The sequence below is a fragment of the Streptomyces sp. NPDC052721 genome (assembly GCF_040678315.1).
Taxonomy (GTDB): domain Bacteria; phylum Actinomycetota; class Actinomycetes; order Streptomycetales; family Streptomycetaceae; genus Streptomyces.
Window position 1 is genome coordinate 26548 of sequence record NZ_JBFATL010000050.1, and the last position, 20370, is coordinate 46917.

The following is a 20370-nucleotide window of genomic DNA, read 5'->3' on the forward strand; positions in this document are numbered from 1 at the left end:
GTCACTCGTTCTGGAAGACGGCCTTGCTGACCTCGGCGGGGTTCTCGAACTTCTTCTTCCCGAGGTGAGAGATCCGTTCGGTGATCTCCTTGGGGGCGTGGTTGTTCTCGGCGACCTTCCGAAGCTGGTCGGAAGTGGCCGGGTAGTCCGCGCCCGACAGGGCTTTCTGCAGGTCAGGTGGGGTGATACCCGCCATGGCTCCTCCAGGCGGTGAGTTGGTTCAGGATCATCGGACCGGCGCCGCATGCTGCGCCGGACTGGTCAGGTACCCATCCGACCGAAGCGGATTCAGAGATTCCGCGGGTGATGGGTCCCGCGTCGCACGGGTACCCGGGGCTCCGTGACAACGCCCCCCGTGTGAGAGGACCGAGAGCATCCGATGAGCGAGAACACCCCTTCCCAGGCCGAGGGCGAACCGGAGCCGGGCGCCCCCGAGGCCGAACAGCCGCCCCGCACCACTCCGTCACAGGCGGAAGGAGCGGACCCCGCCGACGAGAACGCCGACGCGACCACGGACGAGACCGACGACGCGTAGGGAGGCTTCCTGGGCATGGCACACACCAGCGTCCACGAGGTCTGCACGCGCACCCATGCCACCCAGCGGGCGGAACAGGCACGGCAGGGCGGCAAGCCGGGACCCTCCCGGCATCTGCGGGAGGAGCCGAAGACCCCGATCCAGGAGGAGTCCGGCCGCTGACCGGTTGAACCGGGCTTGCCTCGACGCCCCCGAGGGCAGACCTAGCGTGATCGAACACGTCTGGACAGGTAGGGCAGGTGGCTCGGCGATGACACATCCGCACGACCCTCTCGACGGCGGCGCCACCGGCCCTCTCGACGGCGGCGCCACCGGCCGTCCCCTCCAGTTGGAGACGCACGGGCTCGACGTGATCGCGGACTCGGAGCGCCGGGGCACCCCGCGCTCCCTGTTCTGGCCCTGGTTCGGGGCCAATGTGTCCGTCCTCGGGCTCAGCTACGGCGCCTTCGCGTTCGGCTTCGGCATCTCCTTCTGGCAGGCCCTCGTGTCCGGCGTGCTCGGCATCGCCGTCTCGTTCCTGCTCTGCGGCTTCATCGCGGTCGCCGGGAAGCGCGGCTCGGCCCCCACCATGGTGCTCAGCCGGGCCGCCTACGGCGTGCGCGGCAACCGGCTGCCGTCCGTGATCTCCTGGATGCTCACCGTGGGCTGGGAGACCGCCCTCACCGCGCTCGCCACGATGGCCACCGCGACCGTCTTCGCCAGCCTCGGCTGGGGCGGCGGCACCGAGACCAAGGCCGTCGCCCTCATGGTGGTGGCCGCGCTGACCGTCGTCGGCGGGGTGATGGGCTTCGACCTGATCATGCGGCTGCAGACCTGGATCACCGCGATCACGGGCCTGCTCACGATCGTCTACGTCATCCTCGTCGCCGACCACATCCACTGGAGTACGGTCGGCGCCGTCCCGGCGGGCTCGGCGCAGCAGTTCATCGGCGCGCTGGTGTTCATGATGACCGGCTTCGGCCTCGGCTGGGTCAACGCCGCCGCCGACTACTCCCGCTACCTGCCCCGCGAGTCCTCCAGCCGGGGCGTGATCGGCTGGACCGCCTTCGGCGCCTCCCTGGCCCCCCTCGTCCTGCTGGTCTTCGGCCTGCTGCTGGCCGGTTCCTCCGCGGAGCTGAGCCAGGCCATCGCGGCCGACCCGATCGGCGCGCTGGCCACGCTCCTGCCGACCTGGTTCCTGGTGCCGTTCGCCCTGGTCGCCGTCCTCGGCCTGGTCGGCGGCGCCGTCCTCGACATCTACTCCTCCGGCCTGGCCCTGCTCTCCGCGGGCCTGCGGGTGCCCCGCTATGTGGCCGCGTTGTTCGACGGTGTGCTGATGATCGCCGGCGCGATCTACATCGTGTTCTTCGCCGACACCTTCCTCGCCCAGTTCATGGGCTTCCTCACCACCCTCGGCGTGCCCATCGCCGCCTGGGCCGGCGTGATGCTCGCCGACCTGGCGCTGCGCCGCCGCGACTACGACGACGGCGACCTGTTCCGCCCGCACGGCCGCTACGGCGACATCCCCCTCCGCCCGCTGGTCCTCACCCTCGCCGCCACGGCCGTCGGCTGGGGCCTGGTCACCAACAGCGCCGCACACTGGCTGAGCTGGCAGGGCTATCTGCTGGAGCCGTTCGGCCTCGGTGGCAGGACCGGTGCCTGGGCCTACGCCAACCTGGGCGTCCTCATCGCCCTGGCCCTCGCCTTCCTCGGCACGCTGCTGGCGGGCCGGCCCCGGGTCCGTTCCCAGGAGGCCCGGGAGCCGAGCCCGGCGCTCGACGAAGGGGTGCTGAACCCATGAGCGCCGGACACCCCGGCGCCCGGGCACCTCGCACGAGCCCCGGACATCTCGCCGTCATCGACATGCAGCGCGTCTTCGCCGACCCGGCGAGCCCCTGGGCCACCCCCCGGTACGCCGACGCGGCAGCCGGCGTACGCGCCCTGCTGCCGGCCTTCGCCGGCCGCGTCACCTTCACCCGCTTCCTGGCCCCGGAGCGGCCGGCCGGCGCCTGGCGCGCCTACTACGACCAGTGGCCCTTCGCCCGCCGGCCCCCGGACGCCGGACTGTGGGCGCTGACCGACGAGTTCGCCGGCCTCGCGGACCACGTCATGGACGCCACCACCTTCGGCAAATGGACCCCCGAACTCGCCGCCTGCACCGGCCCGGACGGCCGCCTGGTGCTGGCCGGCGTGAGCACCGACTGCTGCGTGCTCTCCACCGCCCTCGCCGCCGCGGACGCCGGCGCGGAGGTGCTGGTCGTGGCGGACGCCTGCGCCGGCGTGGACGACGACTCCCACGTCAAGGCCCTGCAGATCATGGAGCTGTACCGGCCGCTGGTCCGGGTCACCACCGTCGACGACCTGCTCGCGGAGGCCGGGCCCTGACCGGCGTCCCGCCCAAGCACCCGCGGCCCCCGGCGGGTGACCGGCCGCCAGGCGAGCACTCCCTCGCCGGGCGGTTCGGCGGGACAGCACACCCAGGTGCGCCCCGTACCCGGTAGAGGTCCGGCTGCCCGTCGAGTTCCACGGCGAGCACCGTGGCGTACTCGTCCACGTCGCCCGGCGCCGGCGCGTCGAGCCAGGTCACGCCCGGTACGTCGTGCGGCCCGCCGGTGACCCGGTGGCCCAGCTCGGCGCCCGTGCCGAGCACGGCACCCGGCGGACCCGGTTGCGCAGCCCGGCGCACCGACACCGTCTCGGCGGGACGTCCGCCGTACCACGTTGAGCGCGCCGTGGGCGGTGTCCACAGGGCCACGCCGTCGTGGTGCCGGGCGGTGAGCACGGCGTAGCGGGCACCGAAACAGGTCCGCACACGCGCGCCGGTCGTAGCGGGCCGCCGTGAAGCCGTCCAACTGCCTCATGTACGGGTCGTGGGGCACCTGACCGGTGTAGGAGGACCAGGACTCAGGGACTCCGTCCACCGCGTAGATCCCCAGTGGACGAAGATTCCCAGCCTGGCGTCGCGGAACCAGGGTTGCATCGGCATGCGGCCACGCCGGAGCGGGGCGCGCGGACGTGGGTGGCGATCAGCGGTTCTGGTCGTTCCGCGCTCGGCTGCTCATCGGGGACGCGCCGCCCGGTCCACCTGGCATGGTGCGCGCGCCGCCCGGTCCACCTCCTCGTCACCGGACCTCCCGCCGATCCCCACGCATGCCGGGCACCCCACCGGGTACGCGAGGCGGGAGCCCGTCCGGGCACCAGCCCGCCCGGACGGCCCGTACCACCGCCGCTACCTGGGGATCAGCCATGGAGACACCCGCACACGACGCCCAGCCGACGCCGGCCCAGCAGGCACTCGACGCGCTGGCCGAGAACGCCGAGGACCAGGCCGCCCTGGACACCCTCGCCCACAGTGACGTGCTCGTCCCTGTACCGGACGACGCGGTGGACGGTGAGGGCGCCGACGCCTCGACGGTGGCCCTGCCCGTCCTGGAACAGCCCGGGGGCGACCCGGTCGTCCCGGTGTTCACCACGGAGGGCGAGATGGCCGAGCTGCTGCCGTTCGTCTCGCGCTACCGCCTGATCCCGCTCGGCGCGCTCGCCGCCCAGTGGCCCGAGGGGGACCTCTCCCTGGCCATCGACGGCAGCTCCGCGCACGGGCTGACCCTCACCTCACAGGGGGTGCGCACCCTGCTGGTCCGGTGATCCGACGCCCCTGAGGGGCGCGAAAGCCCGGCCCGCGACCACAGACCGCGCGCAGCCGCGCGCGCAAGCGTGCGCGGCTCACGGCCGGAAGTTCTCCCCGTCGCCGGTGGTCACCGGCCCTTCGGGCGGGAAGACACGTATCCCCCGACCTGCGGACGCGGCTCGCCGCCCCCCGAGCCCTGCGGTCCGGCCCCCGCCCCGGGACCACGGGTGACGGCCGGCGTACCGCATCGCGGACCTGGCCACCGGCGCGGTGCTCGTGTACGCGCCCTGCGTCGGCCCATGGCGCCCCGGGCAGGCCGCCATGGGCCGTCGTGCCGGTCACCGGGGTCCGCAGGGCTCCTTGGCCGCGCTGTCCCGGCATCCCGGCGCGCGACGACACCACCGTCTAGGCGGCCGGTTCTCCAGGGTGGGTCCGGCGCTGCCGGCCTTCCTGCCCGGCCAGCATCCGCCGCAGGACCGCCCGCTGCACCGGCAGCACCTGGGCGTGCAGTGCTCGGCCCTTGGGGGTGAGCGCGACCCACACCCCGCGCCGGTCCTCCGCGCACACCGAGCGCTCCACCAGGCCGTCCTTCTCCAGCCGGCCGATGAGCCGGGACAGCGCGCTCTGGCTGAGATGCACCCGGCCGACCAGGTTCTGCACCCGGCACTGGTCACCCTGCCGGGGCGACTCCGTCGCCAGGATGTCCAGCACCTCGAAGTCGCTGGCGCCGAGCCCGTGCGGATGCAGGGCGCGGTCGATCTCGCACATCGTGCGCGCGTGCACCGCGAGGATGTCCCGCCAGCGTTCTTCGAGCCGGGTCTCGGCCGTCGTGCCTGCCATACCGGCACGGTAGCACCGATCCGGCCAATCGTTGAGTGTGCAACTAGTGCTGTGCGCAGAGGCCGTAGGGATGTCAGGCCGCCGGGTCCTGCAGCAGCCCCACGAGGTTGCCGTCAGGGTCCTTGACGAACGCGATCAGCCGGCCGCCGCCGACGTCCTGCGCGTCATGGAGCAGCTCGGCGCCCGCCGCCAGCAGCGCCGCGAGCCGCTCCCGCAGGTCCGTCACGTGCCAGTACGGCACCGGCCCGGTCATGCCCTTGGCGTGCCCGTTCGGGTCGAGGCCGACGTCCTGGCCGGCGGCCTTGAAGCCGACGTAGTACGGCTCGTCCGCGTACGGCTCGACACCCAGCAGCGCGCCGAACAGGGCCTTGGCGCGGTCCAGGTCCTTCACCGGGTAGATGATCGTCTGCAGGCCGGCGGTCATGGTGCTCACTCCTTCGAGATGCGGGACCCGACGGTTCCTCGTCGGTGCTCTCACGCTAGGACCGGGGAGCCCGCCGCGGCTTCTCCGATCCTGACCGCTTGCCGCGTCACTCGTTGTGCGGCACTCGGCGACGGTGAGACGGGCCGCCCGGCGGGCGGGGACGAGCGCGCCAGGAGAGCGATCACGACACCGGCGAGCGCGAGGACGGCCGGCAGGGGGCGCGCCGGACGTCCGCATCTGCCGACCCAGGCGTCCGCCGTGTGACGGAGGACGAAGTCTGGGTGAAACCGGCCGACGGCTTCAACGACAAGGCGCCGTCCTCACGACCGCCAAGCGCGTCAAGGCGCAGGGCATGAAGCTGCTGGTGGACTTCCACTACTCCGACAGCTGGGCGGACCCGGGCCGGCAGAACAAGCCGGCCGCGTGGGCGGGCCATACGTACAGTCAGCTCAAGACGGACGTGTACAACCACACGTACGACGTGTTGAACGCCTTGAAGGCTCAAGGCACCACCGCCGACATGGTCCAGGTGGGCAATGAGATCAATGGCGGCATGCTGTGGTCCGAGGGACCCACGGACAACTGGAGCCGGCTCGCCGGGTTGATCAACTCGGGCTATGACGCCGTCAAGGCGGTCAACACGTCCACCACGGTCGCGCTGCACCTGGCCAAGGGCGGGGAGAAGGCCGGCACCGAGTGGTGGTTCGACAACGCGGTCGCGAACGGCGTCAAGTTCGACGCGATCGGCCTGTCGTACTACGGCTACTGGCACGGCCCGCTCTCCGACTTCCGGAGCACGCTGGACGACGCGGCCTCCCGCTACGGCAAGCCGGTGTTCGTCGCCGAGACGGCCTACCCCTTCCGGCTGGACAGCGACGACGCGCTCACCAACCAGATCGACACCACCGGCGAACTGGTCTTGGGCTACCCGGCGACCGTGGCCGGCCAGACCCGGTGGATGAACGACGTGGCGAGCATCGTGGAGGCCGTCCCGAACGGCCGCGGTCTCGGCGTCTTCTCCTGGGAGGCCACACTGGACCGTCGTCACCGGCAACGGCCGGGACCCGGCGGACGCCGCGTCCGGCAACGGCTGGGAGAACCAGGCCCTGTTCGGCTACGACGACAAGGCGCTCTCCTCCATGACGTGGTTCGGTCACCGCTGAACCGTCCGTGCACGGGCCCGGTCGCGCGCGGCGGCCGGGCCCTCGCCGTGTTCCCGTGCGGAACCGTCCCACCTCGGTCGCACTGCCGTTCGGTACCGGACAACGGCCGCCGAGTCCCGGACATGACGGCGTCGCCCGCGCCACAGTGGGCAGACTGCGTACGAGGAGGCCGGGGACGGGAGGGCGGACGGATGACGGGGACTCCCTCGGGCCGCATGCGGCAGACCATCCTCGACTGGCTCAAGGACCCGTCGGCCCACTTCCCGGCCCCGCGCCGCCGCGACCCCGCCGAGACCGGCGTCACCGCGCGGGCCGTCGCCGCCAAGCTGGGCGTGCCCCGCCGGACCGCCCTCGCCCACCTCGACTTCCTCACCCGCCTCGGCGTCCTGCGCACCCGCCGGATCCACGGCCGCACCCACTACCGGCGCGACGAGATCCGCATCGCCGAGGTGGCCCGGATGTTCGAGAAGGGCTGGTGACGGGGGGCGGGGCGGCTGCCGGCAGGGGCACCGACCGAGGGGATCCGCACATGGACCGATCCACGGCACTCGTACCGCTCCACTACGTCCCCCTGCGCGCCCACGGCCCCGAGGACGTCGTCGCCGATCCGCACGGGCGCGTGCTGACCGGAGTGGCGGACGGGCGCATCCTCCGCGTCCACCACCTCGGCGACCCGCTCACCGCCCGCGCCGAGGTGCTGGCCGAGACCGGCGGACGTCCCCTCGGACTCGAACTCCTGCCGGACGGCGACCTCGTGGTGTGCGACGCCGAACGCGGCCTGCTGCGCGTCAGCCCGCACGACGGAACCGTCCGCGTCCTCGCGGACGCGGTGGCGGGGGAGCGGCTCCGCTTCTGCAGCAACGCCGTCGCCCTGCCCGACGGCACCGTGTACTTCACCGTCTCCAGCCGCCGGCACCCCCTGGCCCGGTGGATCGGCGACATCGTCGAACACACCGGCAGCGGACGCCTGCTCCGGCTCGCCCCCGGCGACCGTGAACCCGAAGTCCTCCTGGAAGGCCTGCAGTTCGCCAACGGGCTCGCCCTCAGCGCGGACGGCTCCTTCCTGGTGATCGCCGAGACCGGCTCCTGCCGGCTCACCCGCTGCCGGCTCACCGGCCCCCGCGCCGGACACGCCGAACCCTTCGCCGACCTCCCCGGCATGCCGGACAACCTGTGGCGCGAAGGCCCCGACGGGCCGGTCTGGGTCGCCCTGGCCGGCCCCCGTGTCCCCCCGCTCGACCTGCTGCACCGCACCCCGCCGGCCGTCCGCCGCGCCGCCGCGCGGGCCGCCGTCCACGCGCCGTACCGCCCGAGCGGGACCGTCGGCGTCGTCGCCGTCGACGACCGGGGCCGGACCGTCCACCACCTCACCCGCCGGCGCTCCGGATTCCGCATGGTCACCAGCGTGTGCGCCGTCGGCGACCACCTGGTGCTCGGCAGCCTCTGGGAGGCCGGTGTGGCGGTCTGCGCCCGGCCTGCCGCCCGCTGAGGCGGCGGTACCCTGGTCCGGGCCTTGACCCGTCCGTCGGGACAGGGGCCGAACAGGAGACGTACCAGCATGACCTTCCCGGAGACGGAGATCCGCGGCCTTTGGCCCACACGACGGCGGCGGTCCGAGTGGCGTGCGCAGGCGCCCGTCGTCGCGGTCGTGGCGGTCGGCGGCGCGCTCGGCGCGGTGGCCCGCTACGCACTCGCGCTCGCCTGGCCCACGCCCGCCGGCGGGTTCCCCTGGGCGACCTTCTGGACCAACGTCTCCGGCTGCGCGGCGATGGGCGTGCTCATGGTGCTCGTCACCGAGGTGTGGGCCGCCCACCGCCTGCTGCGGCCGTTCTTCGGCACCGGTGTCCTCGGCGGCTTCACCACGTTCTCCACCTACGCGGTCGACATCCGCGGGCTGGTCGGCGCCGGGCGCCCCGGCGTGGGACTCGCCTACCTCGCCGCGACGCTCCTCGCGGCCCTCACGGCGGTGTGGCTTGCCTCGGCCGCCGCCCGCCGGGTGCTGACCGGGAGGCAGCGATGACGTCACCTGCCGAAGGCCCCCGCGCCTCCTCCCGCGTCCGCGTGCGAGGTCGCCCTCCCACCCGCCTCGGACAAAACGGACAGCGGAGGTAAGAAGTCGTTGTGAACTGGCTGCTCGTCATCGCGGGAGCCCTGGTCGGCGCACCCCTTCGCTATCTCACCGACCGCGCCGTGCAGGCCCGCCACGACTCGGTCTTCCCGTGGGGCACCTTCGTGGTGAACGTGGTCGGCTGCCTGGTCCTCGGGCTGCTCGCCGGCGCCGTCGCCGCCGGGGCCGCCGGGCCGCGAGTGCAGCTGCTGGTGGGCACCGGGCTGTGCGGTGCGCTGACGACGTACTCGACCTTCTCCTACGAGACCCTGCGGCTCACCGAGGCCGGCTCGGGCCTCTACGCTGCCCTGAACGTCGTGGCAAGCGTGGCGGCGGGGCTCGCGGCGGCCTTCACCGGGGTCTCGCTCGCCGGCGCCCTGTGGGCCTAGGTGCTTGCCGTACGGCCGGGCACAGCAAGTACTGTCTACAGCAATGTCGACCAACTCTCCTCAGAACTGGATCCCATGAGCGCCATCTCCGTCGGTCAGGCCGTCGTCCTAGGAGTAGTCGAGGGGGTGACCGAGTTCCTCCCCGTGTCCTCCACCGGCCACTTGAAGATCGCCGAGGGGCTCATGGACATCCCCGTCGACGACAAGTCCGTCGTCGGGTTCTCCGCCGTCATCCAGGTCGGCGCCATCGCCGCCGTGCTCGTGTACTTCTTCAAGGACATCAAGCGGATCGTCACCGCCTGGTTCCGCGGCCTGGCCCACCGCGAGGAGCGCTACCACCACGACTACAAGTTCGCCTGGTGGGTCATCGCCGCGACCATCCCGATCGTGCTGGTGGGCCTGGCCGCGAAGCCGCTGATCGACGGCCCGCTCGCCTCGCTGTGGGTGGTCGCCGGGTCGCTGATCGTCGGCTCGGGCGTGATGTGGGCCGCCGACCAGATGGGCCGGCACAAGCGCGGAGAGGACGACACGTCCTTCAAGGACGCGATGTGGGTCGGCTGCTCCCAGATCCTCGCCCTGCTCTTCCCCGGTTTCTCCCGCTCCGGCGCCACCATGTCCACCGCGCTCATCCTGGACCTGGACCGCGTCGCCGCCACCCGGCTGTCCTTCTTCCTCGGCATCCCCGCCCTGACCGGCGCGGGCCTGTACGAGCTGAAGGACGCCCTCGGCGCGGGGGTCGGCGCCGCCCCGCTGGCCGTCGGCACGATCGTCTCGTTCGTGGTCGCCTACGCCTCCATCGCCTGGCTGCTCAAGTTCGTCGCAAAGCACTCCTTCAACGCCTTCGTGATCTACCGGATCGTCATCGGCGTCGGCCTCCTCGGTCTGCTGGCCACCGGCACGCTCAGCAGCTGAACCGAGCGGCCGAGCGGACGCCGCTGATCATTCACGGGGTGCGGATGCCTGCATTCAGGCACCGCACCCCGTGAATGTTTCCTTACGCGATGCCTTGACAGTCCCCGCCCGCACCCCGCAGGATCGCTCCCGTGAACCTGTCAGACAGCCAGACAGGTGGTCCGGCCCCGCGGCGCGTCAGCGCCATGGAAGCGGTGCTCGCCCACCTCCGCGACGCCATCGAGCGCGGCCGGTACGCCATCGGCGACAAGCTCCCCTCCGAGGCCGAGCTGTGCCGCACCCTGGAGGTGTCCCGGCCCGTGCTCCGCGAGGCGCTGCGCGCGCTGCAGACCATGGGCCTCACGGTCTCCCGGACCGGCAAGGGCACCTTCGTCGTCGCGAACGCGGTCGAGGACCCGACCTTCGGCGACTACGCCGCCAGCGACCTGCTCGAAGTGCGCCGCCACATCGAGATCCCGGTCGCCGGATACGCGGCCCTGCGCCGGACCCCGGAGAACCTGGACCACCTGGCCCACCTGCTCGACCGCATGGAGCGGGAGACGGACACCACCGCCTGGGTCGCGATGGACACCCTCTTCCACCTCGCCGTGGCCGAGGCCGCCCAGAACCCGGTCTTCCGCCGGGTCATCGAGGAGATCCGCGACGCACTGGCGCGTCAGTCGGCCTTCCTCAACGAGCTGGGCGGGCGCCGCGAGCAGTCCAACCGCGAGCACCGGGCGATCGTCGAGGCGCTGGCCGACGGTTCCGAGCACGACGCGGTGGAGGCCATGAGCCACCACCTGGACCGCGTCGAGACGACCCTCACCGACATCGTGCGTCCCCAGCGGACGGACCCCCCTACGGAAGGCGGACCCGAGGCGTGAGCGAGCAGCACCTCAAAGACGAGACGCGCCCCTCGTCCGGCCATGTCGACGCCGGAGACGCCGGCTACAGCAAAGGTCTGAAGCACCGGCACGTCAACATGATCGCCATCGGCGGTGCCATAGGCACCGGCCTCTTCCTCGGCGCGGGCGGCCGGCTCGCCGACGCCGGGCCCTCCCTCTTCATCGCGTACGCCGTCTGCGGCGTCTTCGCCTTCCTGGTCGTCCGGGCCCTGGGCGAACTCGTCCTGTACCGCCCGTCCTCCGGTGCCTTCGTGTCGTACGCCCGGGAGTTCCTGGGCGAGAAAGGCGCGTACACCGCGGGCTGGATGTACTTCCTCAACTGGGCGACCACCGGTATCGCCGACATCACGGCGGTCGCCACCTACACCCACTACTGGGGCATGTTCTCGGACATCCCGCAATGGTTGATCGCATTGATCGCCCTTGCGGTCGTCCTCACCGTCAACCTGATCTCGGTCAAGATATTCGGCGAACTGGAGTTCTGGTTCGCCATCGTCAAGGTCGGCGCGCTCGTCGTGTTCATGTGCATCGGCATCTTCCTGCTGGTCACCCAGCACCCGGTCGACGGCCACCACCCCGGCCCGTCCCTGATCACCGACAACGGCGGCATCTTCCCCAACGGCCTGCTGCCCATGCTGCTGATCATCCAGGGCGTCGTCTTCGCCTACGCCTCCGTCGAGCTGGTCGGCGTGGCCGCCGGCGAGACCGAGAACCCCGAGAAGATCATGCCGAAGGCGATCAACTCGATCATGTGGCGCGTGGGCCTGTTCTACGTCGGCTCCGTCGTCCTGCTGTCCATGCTGATGCCCTGGAACCAGTACAGCGCCGGCGAGAGCCCCTTCGTGACGGTCCTGTCGCACATCGGCGTCCCCGCGGCCGGCGACGTGATGAACCTGGTCGTGCTCACCGCCGCCATGTCCTCGCTGAACTCCGGCCTGTACTCCACCGGCCGCATCCTGCGCTCCATGGCCATGAGCGGCTCGGCCCCGAAGTTCACCGCACGGATGAGCCGCAGCCAGGTCCCGTACGGCGGCATCCTCCTCACCAGCGGTATCTGTGTCCTCGGCGTGGGCCTCAACTACGTCGTCCCCGCCGACGCGTTCGAGATCGTCCTCAACTTCGCGGCGATCGGCATCCTCGCGACCTGGGGCATGATCATGCTCTGTCACCTGCTCTTCTGGCAGAAGACCCAGAAGGGCGAGCTGACCCGGCCGTCGTACCGGCTGCCGGGCTCCCCCTGGACCGAACTCGTGACGCTGGCGTTCCTCGCCTCCGTCCTGGTCCTCATGTACGCCGACGGCGGCGCCGGACGCACCACCGTGCTCTGTCTGCCGCTGATCGTCGCCGCACTGGTCGCGGGCTGGTACGCCATCCGCGCCCGCATGTCCCGCACATCCACCGGCGCCGACGCGTAACCCGCGTACCGGCCGACCCCGACCCCATGATTCAGGCAGTGATGCACAGCAGTTCCCCCGCCGACGCGCCCGTCGTCCGCGAACCCCTCCACGCCCCCGTCGCCCACCTCGTCCGCGGCGGGGTCGTCGAGGGCATTCACTACGGCTCCGTCGTCGTCCTCGGCACCGACGGCCAGGTCCGGTTCCAGCTCGGTGACATCGAGGCGGCCTTCTACCCGCGTTCGGCCCTCAAGCCCGTCCAGGCCGTGGCCATGCTGCGGGCGGGGCTGCCGCTCGACGGCGAACTGCTGTCGCTGGCCGCCGCGAGCCACTCCGGCGAGGAGCGCCACCTCGCCGGCACCCGCCGCATCCTCGAACTCGGCGGCCTCACCGAGGACCACCTGCGCAACGTTCCCGACATGCCGTTCGACCCGGTCGTCAGGGACACCTGGATCCGCGAGGGCCGGCCGCCCTCCCGGCTCGCCCAGAACTGCTCCGGCAAGCACGCCGCCATGCTGTGGACCGCCAAGCTCAACGGCTGGTCCCTGGACGACTACCTCGCGCCGGAGCACCCGCTCCAGCAGGCCGTCGCCGCGACCGTCGAGGACCTGACCGGCCAGCGCGTCGCCCGGGTCACCGTCGACGGCTGCGGCGCGCCGCTCTTCTCCGTCTCCCTGCACGGACTCGCCCGCGCCGTCGCCCGGATCACCTCCGCCGCGCCCGGCACGCCCGAGGCCCGGGTCGCCGACGCGATGCGCGAGCACGCCGAGATGGCCTCCGGCTCGGGGCGTGACGTGGCCGCGCTGATGCGGGCCGTGCCGGGGCTGCTGGCCAAGGACGGCTTCGAGGGCGTGCAGGTCGCCGCGCTGCCGGACGGCCGGGCCGTCGCGGTGAAGATCGCCGACGGGGCGAACCGGGCGCGGATTCCCGTCGCCGCGGCGGCGCTCGCGCGCGCGGGCGTCGACCCCGCCCTGCTCACCGAGTTCGCGGGGGAGCCGCTGCTCGGGGGCGGGGAGCCGGTGGGGTGTGTGCGGGCGGTGCGTGCGCTGGACCCGGTTCCGCTCACTGCCTGCGCGTAGCGCTCCGCTGCCCCGGCCGCCGTGGACCCGCGGGTCCGTCGTGGTTGATCGCGCAGTTCCCCGCCCCCCTCCGGGGCGCTCACACCTCCGTACCTCAGAAAGAGGACCGTACCCTCATGACCGCCGCCACCCGCAGCGAACACGATCTGCTCGGGGACCGCGATGTGCCCGCCGACGCGTACTGGGGTGTCCACACCCTGCGCGCGACGGAGAACTTCCCCATCACCGGCACGCCGATCTCCGCCTACCCGCATCTGATCGACGCCCTGGCCGCCGTGAAGGAGGCCGCCGCCCTCGCCAACGAGGAACTCGGGCTGCTGGCGCCCGAGAAGGCGTCCGCGATCGTCGCCGCCTGCCGGGAGATCCGGGCCGGCGAGCTGCACGACCAGTTCGTCGTGGACGTCATCCAGGGCGGTGCCGGCACGTCCACCAACATGAACGCCAACGAGGTCGTGGCGAACCGCGCGCTGGAACTGCTCGGCCACGCCAAGGGGCAGTACACGTATCTGCACCCCAACGAGGACGTCAACCTCGGCCAGTCGACCAATGACGTCTACCCGACCGCCGTCAAGATAGCGACGATCTTCGCGGTACGTGGACTGCTCAAGGCGATGTCCGTACTCCAGGACGCGTTCGCCCGTAAGGCCGTCGAGTTCCGTGACGTGCTCAAGATGGGCCGTACACAGTTGCAGGACGCGGTACCGATGACGCTCGGTCAGGAGTTCTCCGCATTCGCCGTCATGATCGAGGAGGACCGCAGCCGTCTTGCCGAGGCCGTCGAGCTGATCCATGAGATCAACCTCGGTGCCACGGCCATCGGCACCGGCCTCAACGCTCCCGCCGGCTACGCCGAGGCCGCCCGCCGGCACCTGTCCGCCATCACCGGCCTGCCGCTGGTCACTGCGGCCAACCTGGTGGAGGCCACCCAGGACTGCGGTGCCTTCGTCCAGATGTCCGGCGTCCTCAAACGCATCGCGGTCAAGGTCTCCAAGAGCTGCAACGACCTGCGACTGCTGTCCTCCGGTCCGCGCGCGGGTCTCGGCGAGATCAACCTGCCGCCGGTGCAGGCCGGTTCGTCGATCATGCCGGGCAAGGTCAACCCGGTCATCCCCGAAGTGGTCAACCAGGTCGCCTTCGAGGTGATCGGCAACGACGTCGCCATCACCATGGCCGCCGAGGCCGGACAGCTCCAGCTCAACGCCTTCGAGCCGATCATCATGCACTCCCTGTCGGAGTCCGTCACGCACCTGCGGACGGCCTGCCTGACGCTGGCCGAGCGCTGTGTGTCCGGCATCACCGCCAACACCGAGCGGCTGCGCGCCACCGTCGAGAACTCCATCGGCCTGGTCACCGCGCTCAACCCGCACATCGGCTACACCGCCGCCACCGACATCGCCAAGGAGGCCCTCGCCACGGGCCGCGGCGTGGCCGAACTGGTCCTGGAGAAGGGCCTGCTGCCCGCAGAACAGCTCACGGGACTCCTCCGGCCCGAGGTGCTCGCGGGCAGCGGGACCACGCCGGCGATCTGACCCGACGGCACCCGCGTGCCACCCGGCCCGGTCCCCCGGCAGGACCGGTCCGCGGGTGCCGTCACACGCAGGGACCCCCTGCGGGCTCCCGGCGCCGCCGCGCAGGACGCCCCCCGAGCGCCCCGGCGTCAGGGGTGCGGCATGATGACGATCATGTCCTCGCAGTTCCAACCGGTCCTCGATCGCATCATGGCGGAGATCGATCGCACTCCCGGGCGCGGCCGGTCCGCCGACTACATCCCGGCGCTCGCCGCCCGTGACCCGCGCACGTTCGGCATGGCCGTCGCCGAACTGGACGGCACGGTGTACGGTGTGGGGGAGTGGCGGCAGCCGTTCTCCACGCAGTCGATCACCAAGGTGTTCACGCTCGCCCTGGACCTGGCCCGCGAGGGCGACGAACTCTGGGAGCACGTGGGCCGCGAGCCCTCCGGCAACCCGTTCAACTCCCTGGTCCAGCTGGAGTACGAGAACGGCATCCCGCGCAATCCCTTCATCAACGCGGGCGCGCTCGTCGTCACCGACCGCCTGCACACCCGTACCGGGGACGCGGCCGGCGAGCTGCTGTCCTTCCTGCGCGCCGAGAGCGGCAACCCCGATCTCGGCTTCGACGAGGAGGTCGCCGCGTCCGAGACCGCCCACGGTGACCGCAACGCCGCGCTCGCCCACTTCATGGCGTCCTACGGCAACATCGACAACCAGGTGCCGGTCCTGCTCGACCAGTACTTCCGGCAGTGCTCCATCGCCGCCTCCTGCGCCGACCTGGCCCTCGCCACCGGCTTCCTCGCCCGGCACGGCATCCGCGCCGACGGCAGCCGGCTGCTCAGCCGCAGCCAGGCCAAGCAGGTCAACGCGGTCATGCTGACCTGCGGCACGTACGACGCGGCCGGCGACTTCGCCTACCGCGTCGGCCTGCCCGGCAAGAGCGGGGTCGGCGGCGGGATCATCGCCGTCGTACCGGGCCGGTGCACGCTCTGCGTGTGGAGCCCGGGCCTGGACGAACGCGGCAACTCGGTGGCGGGTGTGGCAGCCCTCGACCGTTTCACGACGCTGACCGGGCTGTCGGTGTTCTGAGGGCGTCACCTTCCGGCACGGGGGGCGGGGGAGCCGACCCGGATCCGATCGGAACCCACGACGTGCCAGTCACACCTCGGCCCCCGCCCGGCAGGGCTGTCGTCGCCTTCCGGCCACCCGGCGTCGACATGCTGCCCTCCTTCGCCGTGCTGGTCCGCGCCGGGCACCCGCGGATCGCGGCCGCCCTGTACGCGGTGCTGTGCACCAGCGTGGTGTGGCTGTGGCTCGACGACGCCTCCGGCCCGGACGGGTTCCTGGGCAGCAATCTGCACCTGGATCGCGCTGGGCATGCCGCTCGGCCTGCCGGTGGGTCAGTCGCGGGCGCCTCGGCTCCCCTTGGCCCGCAGCACCAGCGCCACGGCCCCCGCGCCGAGCCCGGAGAGCCCCGCGACGACGGCGGTGCCGGACCAGTCCGAGTCGTCGTCCGGTGCCACGGCCGCCGCCACCGGCGTCGCGGACGCCGCCGGACGGGAGGAGGGCGGACGCAGCCCGTCCAGCGAGCCGACCGGGTCGACCCGTCCGGCCGCGGCGAAGCCCCAGTCGAGCAGGGCGCGGGCCTCCTCGTACACGGTGAACCCGCCGTCGGCCTGAGGGTTCAGCACGCTCACCACGAGGGTGCGCCCGCTCCGGCGCGCCGCGGCCACCAGGGTGTTGCCCGCGTTGCTCGTGTAGCCGTTCTTGATCCCGATGAGCCCTGGGTACGGCGCCACGCCGTCCTCGCCGGTCAGCAGCCGGTTGGTGTTCTCGATGGGGTACGGCGACCCGTCACCGGGGAAGGGAGCCTCGACGGTGGCGCAGTACCGGGCGAAGTCGGGGTTGCGCAGGCCCGCCCGGCCGAACACCGCGAGGTCGAAGGCGGAGGACACCTGGCCGGGGGCGTCGTAGCCGTCCGGGGAGACCACATGGGTGTCCAGGGCGCCGAGCGAGCGGGCCTTGTCCTGCATGCGGGCGGCCGTGGCCTCCCAGCCGCCGCCCATCCGGGCGAGCACGTGCACGGCGTCGTTCCCGGAGCTGAGGAAGACGCCGCGCCACAGGTCGGCCACCTGGTAGGTGTGCCCTTCCTCGACGCCGACCAGGCTGCTGCCCTCGCCGACGTCGTCCAGCTCGCCGTACCGCACGGTGTGCTGCTGCCCGCTGGGCAGCGCCGGCAGCACGGTGAGCGCGAAGAGGGTCTTCAGGGTGCTCGCGGGCGGGAGCTCGCGGTGGGCGTCGTACGCGGCCAGCACCTCCCCGCTGCCCGCGTCGGCGACGAGCCAGGAGAGCGCCGAGACGTCCGGCAGCCCGGGCGCGTCCCGGTGCGGCCGGACCTGGATGCCGGAGCGGTAGAGCAGGGACGGCCCCGGCATCGCCGCCCGGGGGCGGGGCGGGGCGGGCTCCCCGGCGGGCTGCGCGGCCCGGGGTCCGGCGGCGGCAGCGGCCGGCGTGAGCGCCAGCAGGCCCGCCACACAGAGGGAGCAGGCCGACACCGCCACGCGATAAGAGAATCCGGTGATCATATGATCAAAGTACGAACTCGGTGCGCATGCACCACGCCGCCGGGCCGTTCGGGTCGCCCGGGCAACCCGGATGCCGCACCCGGCCGCCCCGAGACCGCGGGTCAGGCGGCCGGCAGGGTGGGCCGGACCTGCCGCAGGAACGCGGCGTTGCCGGGTGTGGCGCGCAGCCGCTCCATCAGGGTCTCCAGCCCGGAGGGTCCGCCCTCCCGGGAGCGCAGGACGCGGCGCAGACCGTGTACGGCCGTCAACTCGGCCGGGGAGAGCAGGAGTTCCTCGCGGCGGGTGCCACTGGCGTCGATGTCGACGGCGGGGAAGACGCGGCGGCCGGCGAGTTCCCGGTCCAGGCGCAGTTCCATGTTGCCCGTGCTCTTCAGCTCCTCGAAGAAGTAGCCGTCGGCGCGGGAGCCGGTGTCCACGAGGACCGTGGCGAGGATGGTGAGGGAGCCGCCCTCCTCGGCCTGGCGCGCGGCACCGAAGAACCGCTTCGGGCCGAGCAGCGCACCGGCGTCGACACCGCCGCTCAGGGTACGGCCGCCGGCGGCGAAGGCGTTGTTGTGCGCCCGGCACAGCCGGGTCAGCGAGTCCAGCAGGACGACGACGTCCTCACCGGCCTCCACCAGGCGCTTGGCCCGCTCCACGACGAGGTCGGCGAGGGCGATGTGCTCCTTGGCCGGCCGGTCGAAGGTGGAGGCGTACACCTCGCCGCGCACCGAGCGGCGCATGTCGGTGACCTCCTCGGGGCGCTCGTCCAGCAGGAGGACCATCAGCCGGCACTCGGGGTGGTTGCCGGCCACGGCGGCGGCGAACTGCTGGAGCAGTACCGTCTTGCCGGTCTTCGGCGGGGCCACGATGAGGCCGCGCTGGCCCTTGCCGACCGGCGCGAGCAGATCGGTGACGCGTCCGGCCAGGCCGGAGGCGGGGTGTTCCAGGCGGATCCGCCGGTGCGGGTGCAGCGGGGTGAGGTCGCGGAAGTGCGGCCGGGAGTCCAGCTCGCCGGGGGCGCGTCCGTTGACGCGCGCGATGTCGGTCAGGGCCCGCTGCGCGCCCCGGACGCCTTCGACCAGGTCGCCCTTGCGCAGTCCGTGGCGGCGGATCAGCGCCGGCGGGACCTGCGGATCGGCGGGGGAGGGCAGGAGGCTCGCGGCCCTCAGGTGCCCCTTCCCGTGCGCGTCGATGTCGAGGACACCGGTGACGAGCGGAGTGGCCTGGGCCTGCCGGGCCACGGGCGGGTGTTCGAGTGTGGTGGTCATGGGGGGAGTCCTTTCGCGGACGGATCAGAGCGGAAGAAGGGGGAGAGGCCGCGAGCGGGAGGCGCCTGTGACTGCCTCCGGGCGGCGGGAACGGCACCTCGGGTACGGCGCGGAAGGCCCGTCGCGAGGTGGTGCCGAGAAGCTGACGCGCCGGGAGCCGGACATCCGGAAACGGCGGACGGATCAGCGTGAAGGAGAGAAACTTGCACCGGCGGCCACGGTGGCCGTGCACGAGTGCTGAGGGAACGGTACCACTCGGTGGAGTACCTCGTCCGTGATCGGGTCAACACAACACCGGACCGGTCTGTTCCCGGGGTGGGCGTCCTCTCGGGGAGACGTCGGGAGGGTTCGCCTTGTCAGGGGAACGTCAGGAGCATCCGGTGGGCACCTCGGCCGCCCGCACCTCCCACCGCCTGGACCCCGCCGGCGGTTGACCGCACGCCGTCGACGCGCGACTGCTGGCCCAGGGTGCCGTGGCCCCGGTCGAGCTGCCCGGCGGGATCGGGGGCATGGCCGTACTCGGGCACGAAGCGCTGAAGGAGTTCCTGCAGCATCCCCAAGTCGCCAAGGACGCACGCCACTTCGCCGTCCTGCGCGAGGGGAGGATCGCCGAGGCCGGCCGTTGCTGACGTTCGCCACCGTGCCGGGCATGACCACCGCCGACGGGGACGACCACCGGCGGTTGCGGTCCCTGGCCGCTCGCGCCTTCACGCCCCGCCGGGTGGCGGAACTGCGGCACGCGTCGAGGAGCTGACGGAGTCACTGCTCGACGGCCTGGCGCACGCCGCCGCCGCGGGCGACGGGGTCGCCGATCTGCGGCGGCACTTCGCCCTGCCCCTGCCGATGGGTGTGATCTGCGGACTCCTCGGTGCGGACGTGGAGTTCCGGGACCGACTGCACCGGCTCGGCAGCCTGGTCGTGGCCACCGACACCGCACCGGCCGAGGCCGTCGCGGCCCACCGCGAACTCGTCGCCGTCCTGGGCGAGATCGCCGCGACGAAGGCGGCGCGGCCCGCCGACGACCTCACGAGCGCGCTCATCGCCGCCCGCGACGAGGGCGGCGACCGGCTCGGCGGGCAGGAACTGATCGGCACCCTGCTGCTGATGATCATCGCCGGGCACGAGACCACCCTCAACCTGATCACCCACGCGTGCGCGCCCTGTGCTCCCACCCCGAGCAGCTCGGCCTGGTGCGCGCGGGCCGGGCGAGCTGGGCGGACGTGGTGGAGGAGACGCTGCGCTGGGACGCGCCGGTCAGGTACTTCCCGTTCCGCTACCCCGCGCGGGACCTGACCGTCGCCGGCACGCTCGTACCCGCCGGCACCCCCGTCCTCGCCGGGTACTCCGCCGCCGGCCGCGATCCGGCGGCGCACGGCCCGGACGCCGACCGCTTCGACCTGACCCGCTCCGCCCGGCCCGGCGCCGTACGGCATCTGTCCCTCGGGCACGGCGCCCACTACTGCCTGGGCGCGCCACTCGCCCGGCTGAAGGCAACGGTCGCCCTGGAGCGGCTGTCCACCCGCTTCCCGTCGCTGCGACTCGCCGTGCCCGAAGCCGACCCGGTGCCGCACGCGGGCTTCGTCGGCAACAGCGTGCGCGCCCTGCCGGTGCGGCTCGCGGCGGGGTGACCCGTCCCGGCCGCGAACGGCCGGACCGTCAGCGCCGGGAGCAGAAGTCGACAGACCATAAC

The 20370-nt window shown here is 72.5% G+C and carries 20 protein-coding genes and 3 pseudogenes; 17 read left to right on the forward strand and 6 right to left on the reverse strand.

Translation table 11 applies throughout. The features are described 5' to 3' along the window. Window position 1: 1 nt before the first annotated feature. Window positions 2-196 (reverse strand): DUF2795 domain-containing protein, encoded by a 195-nt coding sequence (locus tag AB0L21_RS33900; RefSeq protein WP_014670942.1) that lies wholly within the window; start codon window positions 194-196, stop codon window positions 2-4. Between the two features lie 183 nt (window positions 197-379). On the opposite strand from AB0L21_RS33900, the gene AB0L21_RS33905 reads away from it, so the two are divergent. The 4 genes from AB0L21_RS33905 to AB0L21_RS33920 all read left to right on the forward strand — a co-directional run bounded on the left by AB0L21_RS33905 (window position 380) and on the right by AB0L21_RS33920 (window position 2899). Next, window positions 380-535, forward strand: a complete 156-nt coding sequence (locus AB0L21_RS33905) for a hypothetical protein (RefSeq protein WP_365788151.1) — start codon at window positions 380-382, stop codon at window positions 533-535. Window positions 536-550: 15 nt separating this feature from the next. Further along, window positions 551-697 carry a hypothetical protein gene (locus tag AB0L21_RS33910; protein WP_365788152.1) on the forward strand — a complete coding sequence of 49 codons (147 nt, stop codon included), beginning with the start codon at window positions 551-553 and terminating at the stop codon, window positions 695-697. An 88-nt stretch (window positions 698-785) separates the two neighbouring features. Continuing rightward, window positions 786-2315, forward strand: coding sequence for a cytosine permease (locus tag AB0L21_RS33915; RefSeq protein WP_365788153.1), 1530 nt, complete (start codon window positions 786-788; stop codon window positions 2313-2315). Next, window positions 2312-2899: an isochorismatase family protein gene (locus AB0L21_RS33920; protein ID WP_365788154.1), complete on the forward strand. Its 588-nt coding sequence runs from the start codon at window positions 2312-2314 to the stop codon at window positions 2897-2899. The genes AB0L21_RS33915 and AB0L21_RS33920 overlap by 4 nt, the downstream gene beginning before the upstream one ends. A gap of 332 nt (window positions 2900-3231) precedes the next feature. Here the strand turns inward: AB0L21_RS33920 and AB0L21_RS33925 are convergent. Beyond that, window positions 3232-3500: pseudogene (locus AB0L21_RS33925) on the reverse strand (alpha-L-fucosidase); the annotation flags it as partial. 260 nt (window positions 3501-3760) lie between these two features. Between AB0L21_RS33925 and AB0L21_RS33930 the strand changes: the two are divergent. Beyond that, window positions 3761-4159, forward strand: coding sequence for an SseB family protein (locus AB0L21_RS33930; protein ID WP_030644112.1), 399 nt, complete (start codon window positions 3761-3763; stop codon window positions 4157-4159). 388 nt (window positions 4160-4547) lie between these two features. Here the strand turns inward: AB0L21_RS33930 and AB0L21_RS33935 are convergent, their stop codons facing one another. Both AB0L21_RS33935 and AB0L21_RS33940 read right to left on the reverse strand, forming a co-directional pair. Further along, complete coding sequence (locus tag AB0L21_RS33935; protein WP_365710294.1) at window positions 4548-4982, reverse strand: MarR family transcriptional regulator; 435 nt, start codon at window positions 4980-4982, stop codon at window positions 4548-4550. A 73-nt stretch (window positions 4983-5055) separates the two neighbouring features. Beyond that, window positions 5056-5406 (reverse strand): VOC family protein, encoded by a 351-nt coding sequence (locus AB0L21_RS33940; RefSeq protein WP_365710292.1) that lies wholly within the window; start codon window positions 5404-5406, stop codon window positions 5056-5058. Between the two features lie 272 nt (window positions 5407-5678). Between AB0L21_RS33940 and AB0L21_RS33945 the strand changes: the two are divergent. The 11 genes and pseudogenes from AB0L21_RS33945 to AB0L21_RS33995 form a co-directional block, all read left to right on the forward strand. Next, window positions 5679-6569 (forward strand): annotated as a pseudogene (locus tag AB0L21_RS33945) (arabinogalactan endo-1,4-beta-galactosidase); the annotation flags it as partial. Between the two features lie 191 nt (window positions 6570-6760). Further along, on the forward strand, window positions 6761-7048 hold the full coding sequence (locus AB0L21_RS33950; protein ID WP_365710290.1) for a helix-turn-helix domain-containing protein: 288 nt from the start codon (window positions 6761-6763) through the stop codon (window positions 7046-7048). Between the two features lie 50 nt (window positions 7049-7098). Further along, the gene (locus tag AB0L21_RS33955; protein WP_365788155.1) at window positions 7099-8058 is read left to right on the forward strand and encodes an SMP-30/gluconolactonase/LRE family protein; all 960 of its coding nucleotides are present in this window, start codon (window positions 7099-7101) and stop codon (window positions 8056-8058) included. A 69-nt stretch (window positions 8059-8127) separates the two neighbouring features. Beyond that, window positions 8128-8589: a CrcB family protein gene (locus tag AB0L21_RS33960; protein WP_365788156.1), complete on the forward strand. Its 462-nt coding sequence runs from the start codon at window positions 8128-8130 to the stop codon at window positions 8587-8589. 101 nt (window positions 8590-8690) lie between these two features. Beyond that, window positions 8691-9065, forward strand: coding sequence for a fluoride efflux transporter CrcB (gene crcB, locus AB0L21_RS33965; RefSeq protein ID WP_365788157.1), 375 nt, complete (start codon window positions 8691-8693; stop codon window positions 9063-9065). A 75-nt stretch (window positions 9066-9140) separates the two neighbouring features. Further along, on the forward strand, window positions 9141-9977 hold the full coding sequence (locus AB0L21_RS33970) for an undecaprenyl-diphosphate phosphatase (RefSeq protein WP_365710282.1): 837 nt from the start codon (window positions 9141-9143) through the stop codon (window positions 9975-9977). 185 nt (window positions 9978-10162) lie between these two features. Beyond that, window positions 10163-10840: a FadR/GntR family transcriptional regulator gene (locus tag AB0L21_RS33975; protein WP_365710322.1), complete on the forward strand. Its 678-nt coding sequence runs from the start codon at window positions 10163-10165 to the stop codon at window positions 10838-10840. After that, complete coding sequence (locus tag AB0L21_RS33980; RefSeq protein ID WP_365788158.1) at window positions 10837-12276, forward strand: amino acid permease; 1440 nt, start codon at window positions 10837-10839, stop codon at window positions 12274-12276. The genes AB0L21_RS33975 and AB0L21_RS33980 overlap by 4 nt, the downstream gene beginning before the upstream one ends. 41 nt (window positions 12277-12317) lie before the next feature. Next, entirely contained in the window at window positions 12318-13334 is a 1017-nt protein-coding gene (locus AB0L21_RS33985; protein WP_365788174.1) for an asparaginase, read from the forward strand. Window positions 13335-13450: 116 nt separating this feature from the next. Continuing rightward, on the forward strand, window positions 13451-14863 hold the full coding sequence (aspA, locus tag AB0L21_RS33990) for an aspartate ammonia-lyase (RefSeq protein ID WP_365788159.1): 1413 nt from the start codon (window positions 13451-13453) through the stop codon (window positions 14861-14863). A gap of 144 nt (window positions 14864-15007) precedes the next feature. Continuing rightward, window positions 15008-15934, forward strand: a complete 927-nt coding sequence (locus AB0L21_RS33995; protein WP_365788175.1) for a glutaminase — start codon at window positions 15008-15010, stop codon at window positions 15932-15934. 311 nt (window positions 15935-16245) lie between these two features. Here AB0L21_RS33995 and AB0L21_RS34000 read toward each other — a convergent pair whose 3' ends face one another. Continuing rightward, window positions 16246-17430: a serine hydrolase gene (locus AB0L21_RS34000; RefSeq protein WP_365710276.1), complete on the reverse strand. Its 1185-nt coding sequence runs from the start codon at window positions 17428-17430 to the stop codon at window positions 16246-16248. 101 nt (window positions 17431-17531) lie between these two features. After that, entirely contained in the window at window positions 17532-18680 is a 1149-nt protein-coding gene (gene rho / locus AB0L21_RS34005) for a transcription termination factor Rho (RefSeq protein ID WP_365788160.1), read from the reverse strand. A gap of 455 nt (window positions 18681-19135) precedes the next feature. Here rho and AB0L21_RS34010 point away from each other — a divergent pair. Then, window positions 19136-20308: pseudogene (locus tag AB0L21_RS34010) on the forward strand (cytochrome P450). Window positions 20309-20370: the final 62 nt, after the last annotated feature.

Excerpts from the sequence above, each read along its gene's own strand:
- AB0L21_RS33930 (WP_030644112.1), top strand. The coding sequence starts at position 3,761 with ATGGAGACACCCGCACACGACGCCCAGCCGACGCCGGCCCAGCAGGCA.
- AB0L21_RS33900 (WP_014670942.1), bottom strand. The coding sequence starts at position 196 with ATGGCGGGTATCACCCCACCTGACCTGCAGAAAGCCCTGTCGGGCGCG.
- AB0L21_RS34000 (WP_365710276.1), bottom strand. The coding sequence starts at position 17,430 with ATGATCACCGGATTCTCTTATCGCGTGGCGGTGTCGGCCTGCTCCCTC.
- rho (WP_365788160.1), bottom strand. The coding sequence starts at position 18,680 with ATGACCACCACACTCGAACACCCGCCCGTGGCCCGGCAGGCCCAGGCC.
- AB0L21_RS33975 (WP_365710322.1), top strand. The coding sequence starts at position 10,163 with ATGGAAGCGGTGCTCGCCCACCTCCGCGACGCCATCGAGCGCGGCCGG.
- AB0L21_RS33915 (WP_365788153.1), top strand. The coding sequence starts at position 786 with ATGACACATCCGCACGACCCTCTCGACGGCGGCGCCACCGGCCCTCTC.
- AB0L21_RS33935 (WP_365710294.1), bottom strand. The coding sequence starts at position 4,982 with ATGGCAGGCACGACGGCCGAGACCCGGCTCGAAGAACGCTGGCGGGAC.
- AB0L21_RS33940 (WP_365710292.1), bottom strand. The coding sequence starts at position 5,406 with ATGACCGCCGGCCTGCAGACGATCATCTACCCGGTGAAGGACCTGGAC.
- AB0L21_RS33985 (WP_365788174.1), top strand. The coding sequence starts at position 12,318 with ATGCACAGCAGTTCCCCCGCCGACGCGCCCGTCGTCCGCGAACCCCTC.
- AB0L21_RS33905 (WP_365788151.1), top strand. The coding sequence starts at position 380 with ATGAGCGAGAACACCCCTTCCCAGGCCGAGGGCGAACCGGAGCCGGGC.
- AB0L21_RS33950 (WP_365710290.1), top strand. The coding sequence starts at position 6,761 with ATGACGGGGACTCCCTCGGGCCGCATGCGGCAGACCATCCTCGACTGG.
- AB0L21_RS33960 (WP_365788156.1), top strand. The coding sequence starts at position 8,128 with ATGACCTTCCCGGAGACGGAGATCCGCGGCCTTTGGCCCACACGACGG.
- AB0L21_RS33995 (WP_365788175.1), top strand. The coding sequence starts at position 15,008 with ATGACGATCATGTCCTCGCAGTTCCAACCGGTCCTCGATCGCATCATG.
- AB0L21_RS33920 (WP_365788154.1), top strand. The coding sequence starts at position 2,312 with ATGAGCGCCGGACACCCCGGCGCCCGGGCACCTCGCACGAGCCCCGGA.
- AB0L21_RS33955 (WP_365788155.1), top strand. The coding sequence starts at position 7,099 with ATGGACCGATCCACGGCACTCGTACCGCTCCACTACGTCCCCCTGCGC.
- AB0L21_RS33970 (WP_365710282.1), top strand. The coding sequence starts at position 9,141 with ATGAGCGCCATCTCCGTCGGTCAGGCCGTCGTCCTAGGAGTAGTCGAG.
- AB0L21_RS33910 (WP_365788152.1), top strand. The coding sequence starts at position 551 with ATGGCACACACCAGCGTCCACGAGGTCTGCACGCGCACCCATGCCACC.
- aspA (WP_365788159.1), top strand. The coding sequence starts at position 13,451 with ATGACCGCCGCCACCCGCAGCGAACACGATCTGCTCGGGGACCGCGAT.